Genomic DNA, 16,509 nt, shown 5'->3' with positions numbered 1-16,509 from the left:
AATGAAAGCTGTCACGTACCAGGGGAATAAAAATGTCCAGGTTAAAGAAGTAAAAGACCCAAAAATTAAAAATGGCGATGATATCATTGTAAAAATAACATCTTCTGCGATATGCGGATCAGATTTACATTTGATTCATCAAATGATTCCCAATATGCCAACTGATTACGTAATTGGCCATGAACCGATGGGGGTAGTCGAAGAAGTAGGACCGGAAGTAACAAAACTAAAAAAAGGGGATCGGGTAATTATTCCCTTTAATGTAAGCTGCGGGCACTGCTGGTACTGTAACCATGACATAACCAGCCAATGTGATAATTCAAACCCTCATGGTGAAATGGGCGGTTTCTTTGGATATTCAGAAACAACCGGTGGATTTGCTGGCGGACAAGCTGAATATATGCGAGTTCCATATGGAAACTTTACTCCCTTCAAAATACCGGAGAATTGCGAAGTAGAAGATGAAAAGTTAGTGTTACTTGCAGATGCAGCCTCAACAGCTTATTGGAGTGTAGATCACTCTGGTGTCAAAGCTGGTGATACTGTCATCGTTTTAGGATGTGGTCCAGTAGGTCTCCTTGCTCAAAAATTTGCCTGGTTTAAAGGTGCTGAGCGAGTTATTGCGGTCGATTACCTCAATTACCGGCTTGAGCATGCGAAACGAACCAATAAAGTGGAGACTGTAAATTTTGAAGAACATGAAAACGTTGGCGAATATTTAAGAGAGATAACGCAAGGTGGAGCAGATATCGTTATTGATTGTTCAGGTATGAGCGGCAAGATGACGCCACTTGAATATCTTGCATCTGGAATGAAGCTTCATGGCGGTGCAATGGGCGGGCTTGTCATTGCGTCACAGGCTGTACGCAAAGCTGGGACCATCCAAATTACCGGTGTTTATGGAGGACGTTATAACGGTTTCCCATTAGGAGACATTTTCCAAAGAAATGTTGACATTAAAACGGGTCAGGCCCCAGTTATTCCGTATATGCCTTTTCTTTACAATCTTATATCTGAAGGAAAGGTTGATATTGGTGATGTAATTACACATGTTCTTCCATTAGACCAGGCAAAGCATGGTTATGAAGTTTTTGACACTAGGACCGATAATTGTATAAAAGTCATTCTAAAACCTTAAAAATTGACTAAATCTAAGATGTATTCCACTATATTGCCTTAGAAATGGAGGTTATTATTTTGAATAACAAGGACTCATTATTAGGCATAGCAATTTTTGGCATACTATTAACAACTATCTACACCGCAATACTTGCATCACAACTAATGGCCACAAAACATAAGGTTGATTACCTTTTTTTCAAAAATAAATTTACAGAAAGATAAAAACATTTAAGGCGGTGATCATCCATCGTCTTTTTTGTTGAATCAATTATTTCTTAATTACAAATAATCATAATGGTTATAGGTATTGTTGAATTATCATTGATTTCTTAAAGGACAGAAGAGCAAATTTGTAAAATTATTCACCATAAGGAATTTTGTGAAACATTGCACTTAAACTATAGAAGTGCGTTAGTTCAAGAGGAACTAATCTATTTCTTATTATAATGTTGTAGTTCTGATCTTCAGCAATCGGTCGCAATTCACAAATAGTGGATTGTGTTCTTTATTCCACAATCGGGCGCTATTCTTCGATAAGGCAACATTAATGAACTTCAACAATCGGGGGCTATTGCGGAGTAACCATCTTTATTATTATTGGCCGGAGTACAAACTCTGAGCCTTTTTTGTTTTCCAAGGCTTTGCTCTGGGATAAGTTGCAGGACAAATTACATAGCAATTTGCAGCTCATTTTACAGGGTATACATTAAGTGATTCCACCTCTACAAAACAGCATATAATTCCCACTGCTAAATATGGTGCAAGGCAGCTTTAAAACCCGTCATATCAACAAAAATACGGGTACAAATTGCTGTGCAATTTAGTACCCATTTTCTACTGCATTTTGTCGGTTTCTCCTTCAAAACGGAACCCGTTAATGGCAAATGGGTCGATATAAAGATCACCTTTCTCTCCGTACACGGCATATTTAGATACTCAGATTTCATAGAAAATACCCTTTCATTTCTTCTGCATTCAAGCGATGAAATCTTTAAGTTACTTAGTGATAAGAACTGCCTGTGTGGCCTCTGATAATACTTTTTGACTGACGCTGCCTAAGACCCACTTCTTTATTCCGCTTAGTCCCCTGCTTCCCATTACGATAAGATCAATGTTGTTCTTTTCAGAATACCCGCAAATGGATGCTGATGGGTCACCACCTAATAAGGCTGCAGAAACCTTAATATCAGGAGATATTTCTTCTTTAGCTTTTCTTAAAATTTCTTCACCTTTTTCTATCTCACCTTTTTCAGCTCTCTCTACTTCTTCCTGAATAATTTGAGTGCCGCCTGCACTTACGGGATATACTCCGCCATAAAGTGGAAGATGAGCCTCGTTCTTAACATGAACCAAAATCAATTCTGCCCCATTATTCCGTGCCAGCTCATTTGCATGCTGCAACGCTTGCTTACTTCCCTCTGAACCATCCATCGCTACCAATATCCTCTTATAAATCATATCAACCTCTCCTTGATTTGAAGTATAGAGATATAGAGACGTATTATTTATTTCTTTATTATTTATTTCATTATTATTAAATTATTTACCCTATCTCTTCAGACCTAACACATATAATTTTATCTGGTGGAAAATGAAACATAAGTAACCTTCTCATTAATGAAAGAAATCCTGACTAATTAGCATGTTTTTTCAAAACGGGCTTTCCGGCTTCAATTAATACTTTGTTTCTTCCTAAAAAGATTGCAAGGATTAAAATGAGTAACCCTGTTCCAATAAGCAGCCATTCAATCTTTATGAAATCTGCAAGTGGACCGAAAATAAGCATCCCAAGCGGCATCATCGATGTCGATATCATGCCAAATACACCAAAAATTCTCCCTAGATAATTTTCATCGATTCTCTCCTGTAATAAAACCATAGTTGGCGTATTAAAAATTGGAATTGCAACTCCAAATACAGCCATACAAATTAAATAAATCCAAAAGACAGGAACAATCCCGAGAGCAAACGTACAGGCTCCCATTAAAAGACTTGCAAATGTCATCGTATAAACTTTGTTTTGAAAACCTCCCCAAGAAGCAATCATTGCTCCGCCCGCCATCATCCCAATTGAAAAAGCGATTTCGATGGCTGTTAACCTCCACACACCGTCGCCGAAACTGCGAGTAACTTGCAATGGAGTTAAAAATGCAGCAGGTGCCATTAAGACAAAGAAAAACGCGAAAAACAGAAAGAATTTCTTAAGGAAATCGTGATTATTTATATACGTTAATCCTTTTTTAAAATCATCGAAGTAGCTCGTAGTTTGTTTTTCGGATGCTTTCTCATGCACCGGAATATTAAAAAATGCAAGTAACGTCAGAATCGCAATAGCTGCAGTAATGACATCGATCATAAAAATCATTTCGATGGAAGCCATTGTTAACAGAGCTGCACTGACGATTGGAGACACGAACATAATAATTGCTTGAAGACTCCCGTTTGTTCCGTTCACTTTCGTCAGCTTATCCTTTGGAACGATTTGAGGTAAAATGGCTCCGACTGCCGGTGTTTGAATGCCTGTCCCGATTGCACGAACGGCAGCCATAACAAAGAGCAGCCAAATCGCATCATACCCCATAAAAAATACAATAGCGAGGATAAGTGTTGAAATCGCAATCAGTCCATCTGATAAAATAATCAGCATTTTCCGATTGTAGCGGTCCGCCCATACACCCGCAATGGGAGATAAAATAAAAGTAGGTATGAATCCGCAGATGATAAACAGCGTCATCATTAGACCTGATTCCGTTGTAAGTGTGATATACCACATAATCGCATATTGAACTAAGGACGAACCAAAAAGTGATATCGTCTGACTGCTTAAAAAGAGAATAATATTTTTTTTCCAATCTTTCATTAAATCTTCATTTGCTGAGTTCACCTTAATCACGACCTTCTCTATTCTTGCATATATCATTTTTCATAAAGAAAGAGCACAATAATAACTTCTTATTGTCCTCATTAGCTTATCAATATTAACTAAAAATTTCCAGCTGCTGGTCTTATTTTTTTCTTTGTAAATAACTCGATTAGCAGGGCAAGCCGTCCTCATCAAGAGAACGGCTTGAATCTTAACCTATTCAGTTCGAAATCCTCTTAAATGGCCACCAATTCCCCTGCCCAAAACTCTTCACCATTACTGGAATAAACAGCGGCAGAATCACTAGCGCATATAAGAACAAACCTATTAATATAATTGATGCAATCTGCAGCAATGACAGCATTCCCGACGGCATCATCGCCGCAAAGGTTCCGCCAAGAATAACCGCAGCTGAAATAATGACAGTTCCCATTTTCTTCATAGCCATCAGCATCGCTTCTCCTACTGAAAGATCGCGGTATTCGTTAAATCTATCCATAAGGAAGATGCTGTAATCAACTCCAAGAGCGACTAAAATGACAAATCCAAAGAATGGCACTGCCCAGCTGATGCCCGCATACTGCAGAATGTTTACAAAGATTACTTCGTTAATAGCCATAGATGTAAAATAAGCCAAGACTAAGGATCCGATAATATAGATTGGCATAATAATAGATCGGAACATGAAGATAAGAATAATTGAGATTCCGACAAGCATCAGGACAACCGTTCTGGAATAGTCCTGTGCCGAAACAGTGCTTAAGTCTGCATTCGTGCTGGTAATTCCGCCGACTGCGACTACTGCATTTTCAAGTTTCGTATCTTTCACAGCTCTTTCTACTGCCTCTTTAATTTCAGGCACTTGTTCAATTGCTTCATTTGAATAAGGACTAGCCTCCATGACAACATCAAGAGTCATTGTTTTGCGGTCCTCTGACATGTAGGCACCCAGCGCCTGTTCAAATTCTTTGCTCTCTAACACTTCCTGAGGCAAGTAAAAACCATTTGTATCCGATGTCTTTGATAAGCCTGACAGGTAATCCTGGGCAGAACCAAGTCCCTCTGATACTTGATTCAGACCGTCCGCACTCTGATTCAAACCATCTGTTAGCTCTCCTAATTGACCTCCAAGATCTCCAAATCCGTCAAGCAGCTGTTTTTGCCCGGAGTTGATTCCGCTAAGTCCATCAGTAAACTTCGGCATGTTATCTATGATTTGTCCTTGACCGTCAGCGAGCTGACCCAGTCCTGCAAGCTGCTGATCGATGCCTTTTATGAGTGCATCAAGACCTCCGGAAATTCCACCCTGGCCTGTATTCGCTTCAGCAAAGCCTGCGTTTGCCTGGCCCATGCCTGCGGTCAATTGAGATAAACCGGAGTTCAGCTCTGTTAATACAGCTGAAATCTTAGGCAGCTCCTGCTGGGCAGCGCCCACCGTTCCCTTTATGTTTTGATACTGTGCTTCATCCTCTATACCTGCATATTTATTTTCAAGATAGGCAAAATCCTCCTTCTGGATTTGAACCATGGCATCATTTAAAGCTGACAGGCCATTTTGAACCTGTGCATATTGAGTACTCAAGTTTTTCAAATTTCCTTCAATATCCTCGTACCCTCTCAAAAGTTCCTTATAGCCTGCAAGCAATTCCTCACTGCCCGCTTTAGCCTGTTCAAGGCCTTTCTTAATTTCTCCTGATCCTGCTGACCCCTGACGAATTCCATTTTCGATTTTTGCTAAATTCGCCTGAACTTCAGTCAGTCCGGATTGGAGCTCAGAAGTACCGGAAATTAAGCCGTTTATGCCTTCTGCTGCATCATTCAGCTCCGGCTCAGACTTAGAAAGCTCGCTGCCTGCTTCATTAAGACCTTTGCTGATCTCATCGAGTCCTTCTTTCCCATCTCCAATTCCCTCTCCAAGGCTTTCCGCCTGTTTGGCGACAAAGAAATCTTCGATTGGTTCTCCTGCTGGACGGGTAACAGAGCGAACGTTATCGACCAGGTCCACTTTTTCGAGCTCCTGGCTGATTTTCTCTGCAAGTGCTGCATATTCTGCAGAATCCATTTTTTCATCATTTTTCATGACAATCTGAGTCGGCATCGATTCCCCCGGACCAAAGCTGTCTGCGATCGCATTGAATGCTTTAATCGACTCTACATCTCCGCTGACCTCTTCAAGTGAATCAAATGATAATTCTCCGTCATAGACTGCTAGAAATGGGACGCATATCACAGCTACTATCAAAAGGGACAGTAATGGACGTGCCAGCGAAAACCTTCCTAATACTCCCCAAAGCTTGCTTTCCCCGTGCTCTGCTTTGCTTTTGGACGGCCAGAAAATCTTTCCGCCTAAAACCGCCATGAAAAAAGGAACAATCGTAAACAAAGCCACTAGTAAAATAGCAACCCCTACCGCAACCGCTGAAGCAGATTGATAGAGTTTAAACTGTGAAAAACCGATTGCCGCAAAACCGATCATAACGGCAACACCGCTGAAAAACACGGTGCGTCCTGCATTTCGGTAAGTTGCCACAATAGCTTCCGGCACAGTTTCATGAGCAGATAATTCTTCTTTAAACCTGCTTAAAATTAAAATACAGTAGTCTGTTCCGATTCCAAACAGGACCGCAACTAAAAAGATTTGAGTATAATTTGAAATCGGAAAATGAAATGAATCGACTAAAAATGACACAATCGACTGCGAAGCCAAATAACTGAATCCAACTGCCAGCAGCGGAATAAGCGGGGCGACAATCGATCTGAAAACCAAGAGCAAAACCCCTAAAATAAAGACAACTGTAATGCCTTCTGTCTTTTTCAGGCCCTCTTCTGAGCTTTTCATCAAATCTTCATTAATCATCCAGTTCCCCGTATAATCGTGATCAACTTTTACATCTTCGATCGCACCGTATAAGGCTTCTCTTACCTCACTCGGCTCTCTGTCATTCCAGGCCACATTAACGGATGCCAAAATCGCTTTTCCATCCTTCGATACAAGCTGCTCTTTTAAGCTTTCTTCGTTAAAATGTGTGAGAATTTCAGTAATGCCAAGTTTATCTTCCTTTTTCTCAAGCAGCCTGATCGCTTTTTCAGCTTCGGCAATTTCTGTTTTCGTCAGTTTTTTTTCACTGTAAAAAACAAGTGCAACGCTGCTTTCATCTCCGCCGCCTTCATCCTTCTGCACTTCGTCTAAAATCTCAGAGGCATATGATGAGGAATATCCTTTTGGCACATCAATCTGTCCTTTTTCCCGGACTAAATCCGCCATATTCGGGGCCGCAAACAATAACCCTGCCACAACAGCAATCCAGGCAATCAGTACAAGCCATTTGCTTTTAATAATTGTCTTCATGGTTTTCCCCCAGTTATTCTTCTTTGCTTTCGATTAATACTTGGTTGAGCTTTTCATAGGTTTCAATAAATTGTTTAATTTCCATTGGATCGAACTTATTAATAAAGGATTCCACAAGCTTATGAATGCGGTCTTCAGCTTTTTCAAACAGGTCATTTCCTTTTTCAGTCAGCGTCAGATAAACGACGCGGCGGTCATTTTCATCACGCGTCCGCTCAATCAGCCCTTTTTCAAACATTCTTGTGATAATCGCGGTTATCGCGCTTTTTTTCACATTAAACACTTCTGCCAACTCAGAAGATGTACATGAGTTCGCCTGATTGATATATCTGAGCATGTAGTGCTGGTCATTTGTCAGATCGCTCCCAATCTGCTCTTTGACCAGAGTCTCTGCAATGCTTGTAACGGAAAAAGAAACCGTTATGTACCGATCGACCAGTTCTTTTATGTTTTCTCCTGACATTTCTTCACCTCATTTCAACGATTGTTCTATTGTTTAATTGTTCACTTGTTTAACTATTAACAGATTTAACTATATGATGATGCATTGGAAAAGTCAATATGGAGAATTTGAAGAATGAATTTTGGTCTTTTATGCAAACTAATGATGGAACATTTTACAAAAAAACAATAAGGAGATGATCTGTGTGAAAAAACATTTAATAATTGCTGGCCTGGCAATAATGACGTTAGCTTTTACCCTGTCGCCTGCAGCACCAGATGCAAAAGCAGAATCCAGGGAACAAACGGAGTGCATAACTAAAGAAGCTCTTGCTCTAAAGGAGGGCATGAGAAGGCTCTGGATCGATCATGCGATTTGGACAAAAAGCTATATTGTCAGCTCCATTAATGGACTTGAAAATCAAAAAGAACTGCTTGCAAGACTTTTGAAAAATCAGGATGACATCGGCAATGCCATTAAGCCTTACTACGGGGAAGAAGCAGGAAACAAACTTGCGGAACTATTAAGAGATCACATTCTGATTGCAGGAAAATTAACGGCAGCTGCAAAAAGCGGCAATCAATCAGACTTTAAGAAGTTTAATACAGAATGGTATAAGAATGCCGATGACATTGCGAAGTTCTTGAGCAGCGCCAACCCGAATTGGTCTGAAAAAGAGCTAAAGGAAGCATTATATATGCATCTGCAATTCATTACAGATGATGTAACGGCAAGACTTAAGAAGGATTGGAACGCCAGTATACTGGCATTTGATAAAGGGTTAGACCATCTGCTGATGATGGCCGATGTTCTTTCTGCAGGAATCATGAAGCAATTTCCGGATAAATTTTAGAGGCACGATCGAAGGCAATCAATGAAAATTCGGATTCTATCAGTGGAAAATCGCGTTTAATCAGGATAAATCTACTTTCAATCAGTATTAAGGGAAGACCCGAAAAGGATCTTCCCTTTTATTAACCATATCACTCAATATTTTTTAATTTCTTCAGAGAACGCAATACTTGCTTTTCTTCTCGCTTTTCTGATCAGAGAGCGCTCCTCTGCTGATTCGAATAAATATTTCTCCTCATCTGTTTCAGGGTAAACTCCTGGAACTTCTTTCGGCTTTCCCTGCTCATTCAGTGAAACAAAAGTGATAAAGCTTGTCGCTGCGACTCTTGATTCACCACTTACTAAATCTTCTGCCGTAACTTTAACAAATATCTCCATCGATGATCTTCCTGTGTATGTAACAAAAGATTCAAGGTGCACCGCATCAGTCGGACGAATCGGATGCAGAAAATCAACCGAATCCATTGATGCCGTGACGCATTCTGAACGGCAATGCTTTGCGGCTGAAATGGAGGCTACAACATCTATTGAAGCCATTAATTTTCCTCCGAACAACGTGTGATGATTGTTCGTGTCAGGCGGCAGTACACGGTTTGTTTGAAAAACTCTTGATTCTGAACAAGGTTTGCTGTTTGGTGTCTGTGTCATGGTAATCTCCTTTTTATTTCTCTCTCTTGGTCTTCGCCAAGCTGGGACTTCTTCTCTGCTTCGTATGCTGTTCATATGAGTAGCCAAGCTTGATTAAAAGCCCCTCACTAAACGCAGATGCCGCTAAAGTAATCCCAAAAGGCCTGCCGTTTTCCATATATCCTGCAGGCAGGGCAATTGATGGGTAACCAGCTTTTGCACAGATTGTTGAACCAATATACGAAGGAAAAAGGATGGCGTCCAGCTTATCTTTTTTCAATGCATAATCTATACCTTCCTGCTGTGAAAAGTATATATCTTCTATTTTTGCTTGTATATATTCAGGTGCTCTCAATGAATATGGCAGCTTTGCTCTGCTTTCAAGTTTATCTTGACCATATTTCAGCGTTTGTTCTTTGTGATTTTCATTGAATTTGATCAGCTCAGATAAAGAATGTACCGGCAGTTGCGGAGGAAGCTTAGCGAGATAGTTGTCCAGGCTGTGCTTCAGTTCATAAAATAAAACATTCCAGCTCCACTTTCTATGAAAGGATGGAATGACGATATCTTCAATAACTTCTGCCCCAAGATCCTTAAAGCCCAAAACAGCATCTTTGAATAAGCCTTCATCATATTCACCAGATTGAAAATAGTCTTCATCAGCATCCTTAAAGACTCCAATTCTTGCACCTTTTAACCCTTCTGAATCTAAGAAAACCGAATAATCCTTTTTCCCATCGCTTTTTAAGGTGGCCGGATCTGATGGATCCGGCCCAGCAAGTGCTGAAAGCAGCAAGGCAGCATCTTCCACAGTTCTTGCAATTGGTCCTGCTGTGTCCTGTGAATATGTAAACGGAATCATTCCAGTACGGCTAATAAGGCCTACTGTGGGCTTAATTCCAACGACAGAATTTTGAATGGCTGGGCTTAAAATAGAAGCATCCGTTTCAGTTCCGACAGCCAATACCGCCAAATTAGAAGCAACTGCAGCCGCAGCTCCCGAGCTTGATCCCCCTACAAAGAAATCCCCATATGGATTTACCACCTGTCCGCCTCTCGAACTATAACCCGCCCACATTTCAGATGACATCCCATTCGCAAGCTCTGTCATATTTGTTTTTCCTAAAATAATGGCACCTGACTGCCTCAGCAAGTTTACGAGATATGCATCTTTTTCAGGCAGATAGTTTTCCAAAGCAAGCGTACCTGCGCTTGTATGCATAGCATCATTTGTTTCTATATTATCTTTAAGCAGCACTGGTATTCCATGAAGCGGTCCTCTTGGCCCCTTGGTGTTTCTTTCATGATCTAATGCCTCAGCTATGAAAAAAGCAGCAGGGTTTACTTCAAGAATGGAATTGATGGCTGGACCTGCCTGATCATATTTCGCGATCCGGTACATGTAATACATTACAAGTTCTTTTGCTGTAAGTTGACCCGCATTCATTGCGTTTTGCAGGGCAGCTGCCGTTAATTCTTCCTTTAAAACCGGATTCCATTTGATATCCATAAGATTCTCCAGTAATTGATGTATTTGATACCCATATTCTAACATATTTTTATATTGCTATTAACTGATTTTAAACGTTTCAATCCTGTTACAATTCTTCAGATCGGCCGCATAAGGTTTCTTTTTCACTGAATTTCCTTTATAATGCGCACTAGATGATTTTTTTTCAAAAGAAAAATTATACTTCTAGCTTGAAGGAAGGAGATCGATTATGAAAAAAGTGATGTTACCATTAATAACCGGTCTGATGGCCGTTGTTTTAGCAGCATGCGGAGGAAATGAAGAAAGCAAAGAAGCGAAAAATGATGATAAAGCAAAAACAGCCGAAACTGATGAGCAGAAGGATCAGCAAAAGCAAATGGAAGAAATGCAAAAGAAACTAGAAAAGCAGCAAGTGGATGAAAAGAAAACTGTTGCTCTTGTAAATGATGAAAAAATCCTTGGTGCCGACTACAACAGCGTCCTTCAATCAACTCAGGGCCAAATGCAGCAAATGGGACAAGACCCTACTTCTAAAGAAGCTGCAGAGCAAGTTAAAAAACAAACACTGGACAGCTTAGTCGGACAAACCCTGCTTCTTCAAGAGGCAGATAAAAAAGGCTATAAAGCATCTGATGAAGACGTAAAAAAACAGCTTGATGAAACGAAAAAACAGTTTAAAACAGAAAAAGAATTCGAAGCCGCTCTTAAAAAATCAGGCATGGACATGAAAACACTTGAAGCTCAAATTGCTGATGATATTAAATTCAGACAGTATATTGAAAAAGAAGTGCCTGCAGGCGAGATCTCAAATGAAGAAATTCAAAAAACGTATGATCAATACGCAGAGCAAGGAAAAAGCAGCGGACAGGAAGTTCCAAAGCTTGAAGAAGTAAAACCTCAGATTGAACAATCTCTTCAGCAGCAAAAACAGCAGGAGAAGCTTGCACAAAAAGTAGAAGAACTAAAGAAAAGCGCGAAGATTGATCTTAAGATATAATGAAATGACCCCCGTTGCCGTTTGGCTGCGGGGGTTTTTTCATATAGCTCTGTTTAGCTGCTTTGTGATTTAAAGGTACAAACCCTTAGTGGATTGCAGCAGAAACAATGGTTGATTCCACCCTGAAGCTGCCATTCCGGATTTTTGTCCTCATACGGTGTAGTTGATTCCACTTTGAAGCTGCCATTCTGGATTTTTGTCCTCATACGGTGTGGTTGATTCCAGCTTGAAGCTGTTATTCTGTTTTTTTGTCCTCATACGACGCGGTTGATTCCACCTTGCAGCTGCTATTCTGTTTTTTTGTCCTCACAACAAACACGAAAGCCGAGAACATCCCCGGCAAGATCGCTGACAATATTTATAATCAAGGCTCTTTTCGTAAATATTGTTGCTATTAGACTAGATTCTTTCAACTCTAAGTGGATTGCAGCGGATAAACTTGACTCCTGCGGGAAATAGAGCAAAATGGGATACCCCACAGGCAGGCGCCGAGGAGGCTCCCAGCCGGATCGCGGAAAGCAAGTTCCTGGACCGGAAAGGAACGGACAACATCATTTATCATGAAAAACAACAATCCATGCAAAAACAGCCTTTAAAAAACATCCTCAATGAATCTGCTTTTCAAACAGCACATACCGGTCATTATACTTCGTTATTCTTTGCAGCAAAATGGCGTTCACAATCAGAATACCGAGCGCAATCAGCAGGGTAATTTGCGCGCCAACCAAAAACAAGCCGCTAGCCTGGCCGGCCATCATTCCCACAACGGGCAGAATAATCAGTCCTCCAATGTTCTGTGCTTCCTGATACGTTTTAACCCGGGAGGAGATAAAAACGTTCAGCAAGACTGTCATGAGAGACACCATCGGGGAAAGACACAAGATCAGCGCCAGCCAATTGGCCGATGGAAAGATCATTTGTCCAAACAGCTGATATCCCAGTAAATTAATGATCACACCGCTAAGCAGAAAGCTCAGCCAAGAAACAAGCAGCGAGGGAATAAACGATCCTAGGATTTTACTCACAAAAAGAGTTTTAATCGGAACAGGAGAAAAAAGCAGACTCTCAAGTGTACGCCGTTCCTTCTCCCCTACAAAACTATTGGCGGCGACAACACTGGCCGTAATAATCGGCACCAGCAAAAATAAGGACGGAAGCATGTAGTTGATAAATAAATAAACAAATTGCTTTTCGGTCGTTTCAAGAGCAAGGTCTTCACTTTTCAGCTGAGTCAGGAAGCTGCTGATCATCTTTTGTGCATCATTGCCCGCCAGCTCTTCGATATCGAAAAAGAGAGCACTGCCAAGAATAGCTGCAGGTATGACCGCTGAAAAAAGAATTGGAATGATAATTAGCGTAGCAAATAAGTTTTTACTGCGGAAAATATCCCATAAATCTTTTTTTATGATTGCTTTCATCATGGTCCTATTCATTATGCTTCTCCCTTACTTTAAAATAAATGGATTCCAGATCATTATTTATTATCTCAGCGGAATAGACATGATGGTTTTTTAAAATCCCTTTCAGCAAGAAAGGAATATCTTCTTTTCCAGGCAGATTGAAAATCATTTCTCCTTCTCCCCATTGTTCACAAGGAAACGCCATATATTCTTTTCCCTGAAGTTTCAGATTCGTGTTTACTTTTATCTTTATTTCTTTTAAATATTTTTTCTCAAGTTCAGCTTTTGTTCCTTGTTCAACAATGGTTTGATTCTCAAGAAAAGCGAAGGTATCACAAACGGGTTCCAGCTGATGCAATACGTGAGAACAGATGATCATCGTTGTGCCGGTTTCCTCGTTGTATTTTTTCAAATAAGCGAGCACCATTTTGATGCCGTCCGGATCGAGGCCATTGGTCGGCTCATCCAGAAACAGCAATTTTGGACTGTGCAAAAGCGCCTTTGCGAGAGCAAGTCTCTTTTTCATGCCTGTGCTGTATGTGCCGGCAGGTTTATCTTTATGATCTTCCAAATCAAACAGCTCCAGCAGCTGACGAATTCTGGCTTTATTCTTGACCCCATATAAATCTGCAAAAAATGCTAAGTTTTCCTCGCCGCTTAATTGATGATACAAACCTGCCCCTTCTGTGACAATGCCTGATATTTTTCTGATTTCATCACCATTTTTCAATGGATCATGATTCAGGATCGAAATCATTCCGCTGTCCGCTTTTATGACCCCGTTTAATATTCGGATAAATGTTGTTTTTCCAGCTCCATTCGGTCCAAGGAGCCCTACAATCTTTCCTTCTTCAGCTTTAAAATTGACGTTCTTCAGCACCGTCTGGCTGCCGAACTTTTTTGAAACATCCGCGACTTCAATCATCTGTTCTCAAGCTCCCTTTTTAATAGAATAATGGAATAAACACCAGCTGCATGGAAATATGGGCAAACATATGTGAAACAATGGCATATTCAAACCCTTTTTTCCAATACAGATAGCCGAAAAAGATGGCTCCGATTCCGTTCAGCAAAAAGCAGCGGAAAATAATCAAGTCTGTAAGCCCGCCAAAAAGCAGGTTTGTAAAAGGCAAATGGGCCAAAGCAAATAATAGAGCGGCAATGATGATAGCTGCCCAGTAAAAGGTGCTGTTCTCTCTTTTTAAAATTTTGATAAATACCCATACGAGCAGACTGACAAAGAATAAACGCAGCATGGTTTCTTCGAAGACGCCCCCGTATAAAGCGCCTGCAAGTAACCCTATCCAAGAAAATTCCGGATTCATTGCTTCAATTTGAGGAATATGCTTTTCAAAATAAAAACGATCGCCGCCGGCAATGATGAATCCGGTCCCTGTACCGAGAAGGACAGCTAGCAGCAGAGACTTTGCACGAAACCATTTCTTTGGTCCCTTTTCAACCAATGACTGAAGAATCTCAAACGAAAAGCCCGTTTTGCGTGCCATTTTGAAACCGATCCATGAAAGAATAAAACTCGTAAAAAATAGTTGAATCGATGTCACCATTGATAGAAATCCAACCGAAATTTTACCAGTCATCTTCTCCAATTCACTCGCAGGCAGTGCAGATGTCAATGCATTCATTTGATACGGCACGAGGAGGAATCCTGCTCCGAAACAGATCACTCCTATGAGCAATGCCAATTTCAAATCCGTTTTTTTCATATCTCTTCCCCCTAAGGCTTTTTATCAGGAATCACAATCGTTGCAATGTTTCTTCCTTTCCGTTCAGGCGAAGGTTCATTTAGCATGGCGTTTTGGAGCAGTTCAGCGATCCCCTTTACCAGTTCCATAAATTCTGAATCTGATAAATGGACGTTTGCTACAGCGTAACTTACTCCATCTTTCACCAAATCCGCTTCGTCATTTTGTAGATAACTCTCATACATCCCCATCAGCTGTGTTGTAAAATTCATAAAAAGTTCTAAATGTTCTTCACTTGTTAACTTTAAGAAGTCTTCCTGCGACTGAACGGATGGTTCATTGAGCGCATAAACCTTTTCAATCGTGCCTCTAATCTGGTTTTCTTTTACCACTTGAATAATCTTGGCTTCAAGAAGTTTATTAAGATGTCTGTAAAGTGTCGCCTGTGGAACATCTTTCGTCCTCTCCCCTAATTGCTGAACGGTCATCTCTTTGCCGTTCAGCAGAGATTGCACAATCTTTATTCTCACAGGATGCAAGATCAGGTTCATCTTTGATTTATTCAAATCATTTTCCTCCATTATATTCATTGCTGTGTTTTGTTATCACTTATGATAATAATATATATTTTGATAATAATCAATTGTTTTTTTCCAAATTTTATCTTTTAATCACCATCTAAAACCCTTATTCTTTATAGAGGGGGAGGATTTTTTATGAACCAGATTTTCCAGCAGAGTTATGAAGACAACCCGTTTGCTGCCTTTTCAAAAGTTCACTTATTAAGTATATTCCTGCTGTTCCTGACTGTATTGGTCCTTTTCTTATTCCGAAAAAAACTGCTGAATGAAAATAGGAATAGAGCAGCAAGATGGATTCTGGCAGGGACCGGTTTAGTTTGCGAGCTCTCCTATCACCTATGGCTGACTTTAAACGGAACGTGGAATGCTGCCTACACGCTTCCGCTGGAATTGTGCAGCATCAGTCTATTCTTATGTATTGTTCTGCTGCTCACAAAAAGCAGGCGGGTATTTGAAGTTGTGTATTTTATCGGCCTTGCCGGAGCTTTCTTCGCATTACTAACGCCTGAACTGAACTATAACTTTCCGCACCTGCGTTTTCTTCACTTTTTTATAACGCATTCGGTAATCATCTTAACCTGCTTCTTCTTTGTATGGGTTGAAAAGTACAAAGTAACCTTTAGATCTGTATTAAAAACAATGGGATTTCTGAATGCAGCAGCTGTTCTTATTTACTTCATCAATCAAACGGCCGGCGGTAATTATATGTTTTTATCACGTAAACCAGTGAATCCGACTCCGCTTGATTTTTTAGGGCCGTATCCTTGGTATATTCTTTCCTTGGAAATAGTGGCATTCTTGCTCTTTCTGCTTTTGTTTGTTCCTTTTTCATCAACTAAAAAGAAAACGGGCATTAGTAAGAGCGTTTAATCAAAAGGCTGTGTTCGCATAGATTGTTGTATTCGATTATAAATGTTGTCCGTTCCTTTCCGCTCCAGGAACTTGCTTTCCGCGGGGAGGGTTGGAGCCTCCTCGGCTTTGCCTGCGGGGTCTCCAACTTCCCTCTATTTCCCGCAGGAGTCAAGTGCCTTCCGCTGCAATCCACTTATCGTTTTAAACATATCTAGTCTAACAGCAAAAA

The 16,509-nt window shown here is 40.5% G+C and carries 14 protein-coding genes; 4 read left to right on the top strand and 10 right to left on the bottom strand.

What is annotated here, in order from left to right:
• Position 1: 1 nt before the first annotated feature.
• Complete coding sequence (locus GJU41_RS02670) at positions 2–1,138, top strand: zinc-dependent alcohol dehydrogenase (RefSeq protein WP_070875032.1); 1,137 nt, start codon at positions 2–4, stop codon at positions 1,136–1,138.
• Between the two features lie 980 nt (positions 1,139–2,118).
• On the opposite strand, the gene GJU41_RS02665 is transcribed toward GJU41_RS02670, so the two are convergent.
• The 4 genes from GJU41_RS02665 to GJU41_RS02650 all read right to left on the bottom strand — a co-directional run bounded on the left by GJU41_RS02665 (position 2,119) and on the right by GJU41_RS02650 (position 7,797).
• Complete coding sequence (locus tag GJU41_RS02665) at positions 2,119–2,580, bottom strand: universal stress protein (RefSeq protein ID WP_070875031.1); 462 nt, start codon at positions 2,578–2,580, stop codon at positions 2,119–2,121.
• A gap of 175 nt (positions 2,581–2,755) precedes the next feature.
• Positions 2,756–3,982 carry an MFS transporter gene (locus GJU41_RS02660; protein ID WP_154318305.1) on the bottom strand — a complete coding sequence of 409 codons (1,227 nt, stop codon included), beginning with the start codon at positions 3,980–3,982 and terminating at the stop codon, positions 2,756–2,758.
• A 223-nt stretch (positions 3,983–4,205) separates the two neighbouring features.
• Complete coding sequence (locus tag GJU41_RS02655; protein WP_070875029.1) at positions 4,206–7,334, bottom strand: MMPL family transporter; 3,129 nt, start codon at positions 7,332–7,334, stop codon at positions 4,206–4,208.
• Between the two features lie 13 nt (positions 7,335–7,347).
• The gene (locus GJU41_RS02650; protein WP_070875028.1) at positions 7,348–7,797 is read right to left on the bottom strand and encodes a MarR family winged helix-turn-helix transcriptional regulator; all 450 of its coding nucleotides are present in this window, start codon (positions 7,795–7,797) and stop codon (positions 7,348–7,350) included.
• Between the two features lie 184 nt (positions 7,798–7,981).
• Between GJU41_RS02650 and GJU41_RS02645 the strand changes: the two genes are divergently transcribed.
• The gene (locus GJU41_RS02645; RefSeq protein WP_224771351.1) at positions 7,982–8,629 is read left to right on the top strand and encodes a glycosyltransferase; all 648 of its coding nucleotides are present in this window, start codon (positions 7,982–7,984) and stop codon (positions 8,627–8,629) included.
• Between the two features lie 134 nt (positions 8,630–8,763).
• On the opposite strand, the gene GJU41_RS02640 is transcribed toward GJU41_RS02645, so the two are convergent.
• Entirely contained in the window at positions 8,764–9,276 is a 513-nt protein-coding gene (locus GJU41_RS02640; RefSeq protein WP_070875026.1) for an acyl-CoA thioesterase, read from the bottom strand.
• Between the two features lie 13 nt (positions 9,277–9,289).
• Positions 9,290–10,765: an amidase family protein gene (locus GJU41_RS02635; RefSeq protein WP_154317938.1), complete on the bottom strand. Its 1,476-nt coding sequence runs from the start codon at positions 10,763–10,765 to the stop codon at positions 9,290–9,292.
• Between the two features lie 211 nt (positions 10,766–10,976).
• Here GJU41_RS02635 and GJU41_RS02630 point away from each other — a divergent pair, with 211 nt between their 5' ends.
• Positions 10,977–11,744: a SurA N-terminal domain-containing protein gene (locus tag GJU41_RS02630; protein WP_070875024.1), complete on the top strand. Its 768-nt coding sequence runs from the start codon at positions 10,977–10,979 to the stop codon at positions 11,742–11,744.
• A gap of 605 nt (positions 11,745–12,349) precedes the next feature.
• Here GJU41_RS02630 and GJU41_RS02625 read toward each other — a convergent pair.
• From GJU41_RS02625 to GJU41_RS02610, 4 genes are read right to left on the bottom strand one after another with little or no spacing between them, the layout of a single operon-like run.
• Complete coding sequence (locus GJU41_RS02625) at positions 12,350–13,177, bottom strand: ABC transporter permease (RefSeq protein WP_070875022.1); 828 nt, start codon at positions 13,175–13,177, stop codon at positions 12,350–12,352.
• Positions 13,170–14,069 carry an ABC transporter ATP-binding protein gene (locus GJU41_RS02620; protein WP_154317937.1) on the bottom strand — a complete coding sequence of 300 codons (900 nt, stop codon included), beginning with the start codon at positions 14,067–14,069 and terminating at the stop codon, positions 13,170–13,172. The genes GJU41_RS02625 and GJU41_RS02620 overlap by 8 nt, the downstream gene beginning before the upstream one ends.
• A 19-nt stretch (positions 14,070–14,088) precedes the next feature.
• Entirely contained in the window at positions 14,089–14,868 is a 780-nt protein-coding gene (locus GJU41_RS02615) for a CPBP family glutamic-type intramembrane protease (RefSeq protein ID WP_154317936.1), read from the bottom strand.
• A gap of 11 nt (positions 14,869–14,879) precedes the next feature.
• Positions 14,880–15,413 (bottom strand): helix-turn-helix domain-containing protein, encoded by a 534-nt coding sequence (locus tag GJU41_RS02610; protein ID WP_154317935.1) that lies wholly within the window; start codon positions 15,411–15,413, stop codon positions 14,880–14,882.
• Positions 15,414–15,563: 150 nt separating this feature from the next.
• Here GJU41_RS02610 and GJU41_RS02605 point away from each other — a divergent pair, with 150 nt between their 5' ends.
• Positions 15,564–16,298 carry a YwaF family protein gene (locus GJU41_RS02605; protein WP_070875017.1) on the top strand — a complete coding sequence of 245 codons (735 nt, stop codon included), beginning with the start codon at positions 15,564–15,566 and terminating at the stop codon, positions 16,296–16,298.
• Positions 16,299–16,509: the final 211 nt, after the last annotated feature.

The sequence above is a fragment of the Metabacillus idriensis genome, assembly GCF_009674765.1.
In the GTDB taxonomy this organism is placed as follows: domain Bacteria; phylum Bacillota; class Bacilli; order Bacillales; family Bacillaceae; genus Bacillus_P; species Bacillus_P idriensis.
The sequence above is the reverse complement of the archived record's forward strand: the minus strand, read 5'-3'. Positions and strand labels throughout refer to the sequence as shown.

What these genes read in the sequence shown, in the direction of transcription:
- GJU41_RS02650 (WP_070875028.1), bottom strand. Translation starts at nt 7,797, where the DNA reads ATGTCAGGAGAAAACATAAAAGAACTGGTCGATCGGTACATAACGGTT.
- GJU41_RS02625 (WP_070875022.1), bottom strand. Translation starts at nt 13,177, where the DNA reads ATGAATAGGACCATGATGAAAGCAATCATAAAAAAAGATTTATGGGAT.
- GJU41_RS02635 (WP_154317938.1), bottom strand. Translation starts at nt 10,765, where the DNA reads ATGGATATCAAATGGAATCCGGTTTTAAAGGAAGAATTAACGGCAGCT.
- GJU41_RS02605 (WP_070875017.1), top strand. Translation starts at nt 15,564, where the DNA reads ATGAACCAGATTTTCCAGCAGAGTTATGAAGACAACCCGTTTGCTGCC.
- GJU41_RS02630 (WP_070875024.1), top strand. Translation starts at nt 10,977, where the DNA reads ATGAAAAAAGTGATGTTACCATTAATAACCGGTCTGATGGCCGTTGTT.
- GJU41_RS02640 (WP_070875026.1), bottom strand. Translation starts at nt 9,276, where the DNA reads ATGACACAGACACCAAACAGCAAACCTTGTTCAGAATCAAGAGTTTTT.
- GJU41_RS02670 (WP_070875032.1), top strand. Translation starts at nt 2, where the DNA reads ATGAAAGCTGTCACGTACCAGGGGAATAAAAATGTCCAGGTTAAAGAA.
- GJU41_RS02620 (WP_154317937.1), bottom strand. Translation starts at nt 14,069, where the DNA reads ATGATTGAAGTCGCGGATGTTTCAAAAAAGTTCGGCAGCCAGACGGTG.
- GJU41_RS02665 (WP_070875031.1), bottom strand. Translation starts at nt 2,580, where the DNA reads ATGATTTATAAGAGGATATTGGTAGCGATGGATGGTTCAGAGGGAAGT.
- GJU41_RS02655 (WP_070875029.1), bottom strand. Translation starts at nt 7,334, where the DNA reads ATGAAGACAATTATTAAAAGCAAATGGCTTGTACTGATTGCCTGGATT.
- GJU41_RS02660 (WP_154318305.1), bottom strand. Translation starts at nt 3,982, where the DNA reads ATGAAAGATTGGAAAAAAAATATTATTCTCTTTTTAAGCAGTCAGACG.
- GJU41_RS02615 (WP_154317936.1), bottom strand. Translation starts at nt 14,868, where the DNA reads ATGAAAAAAACGGATTTGAAATTGGCATTGCTCATAGGAGTGATCTGT.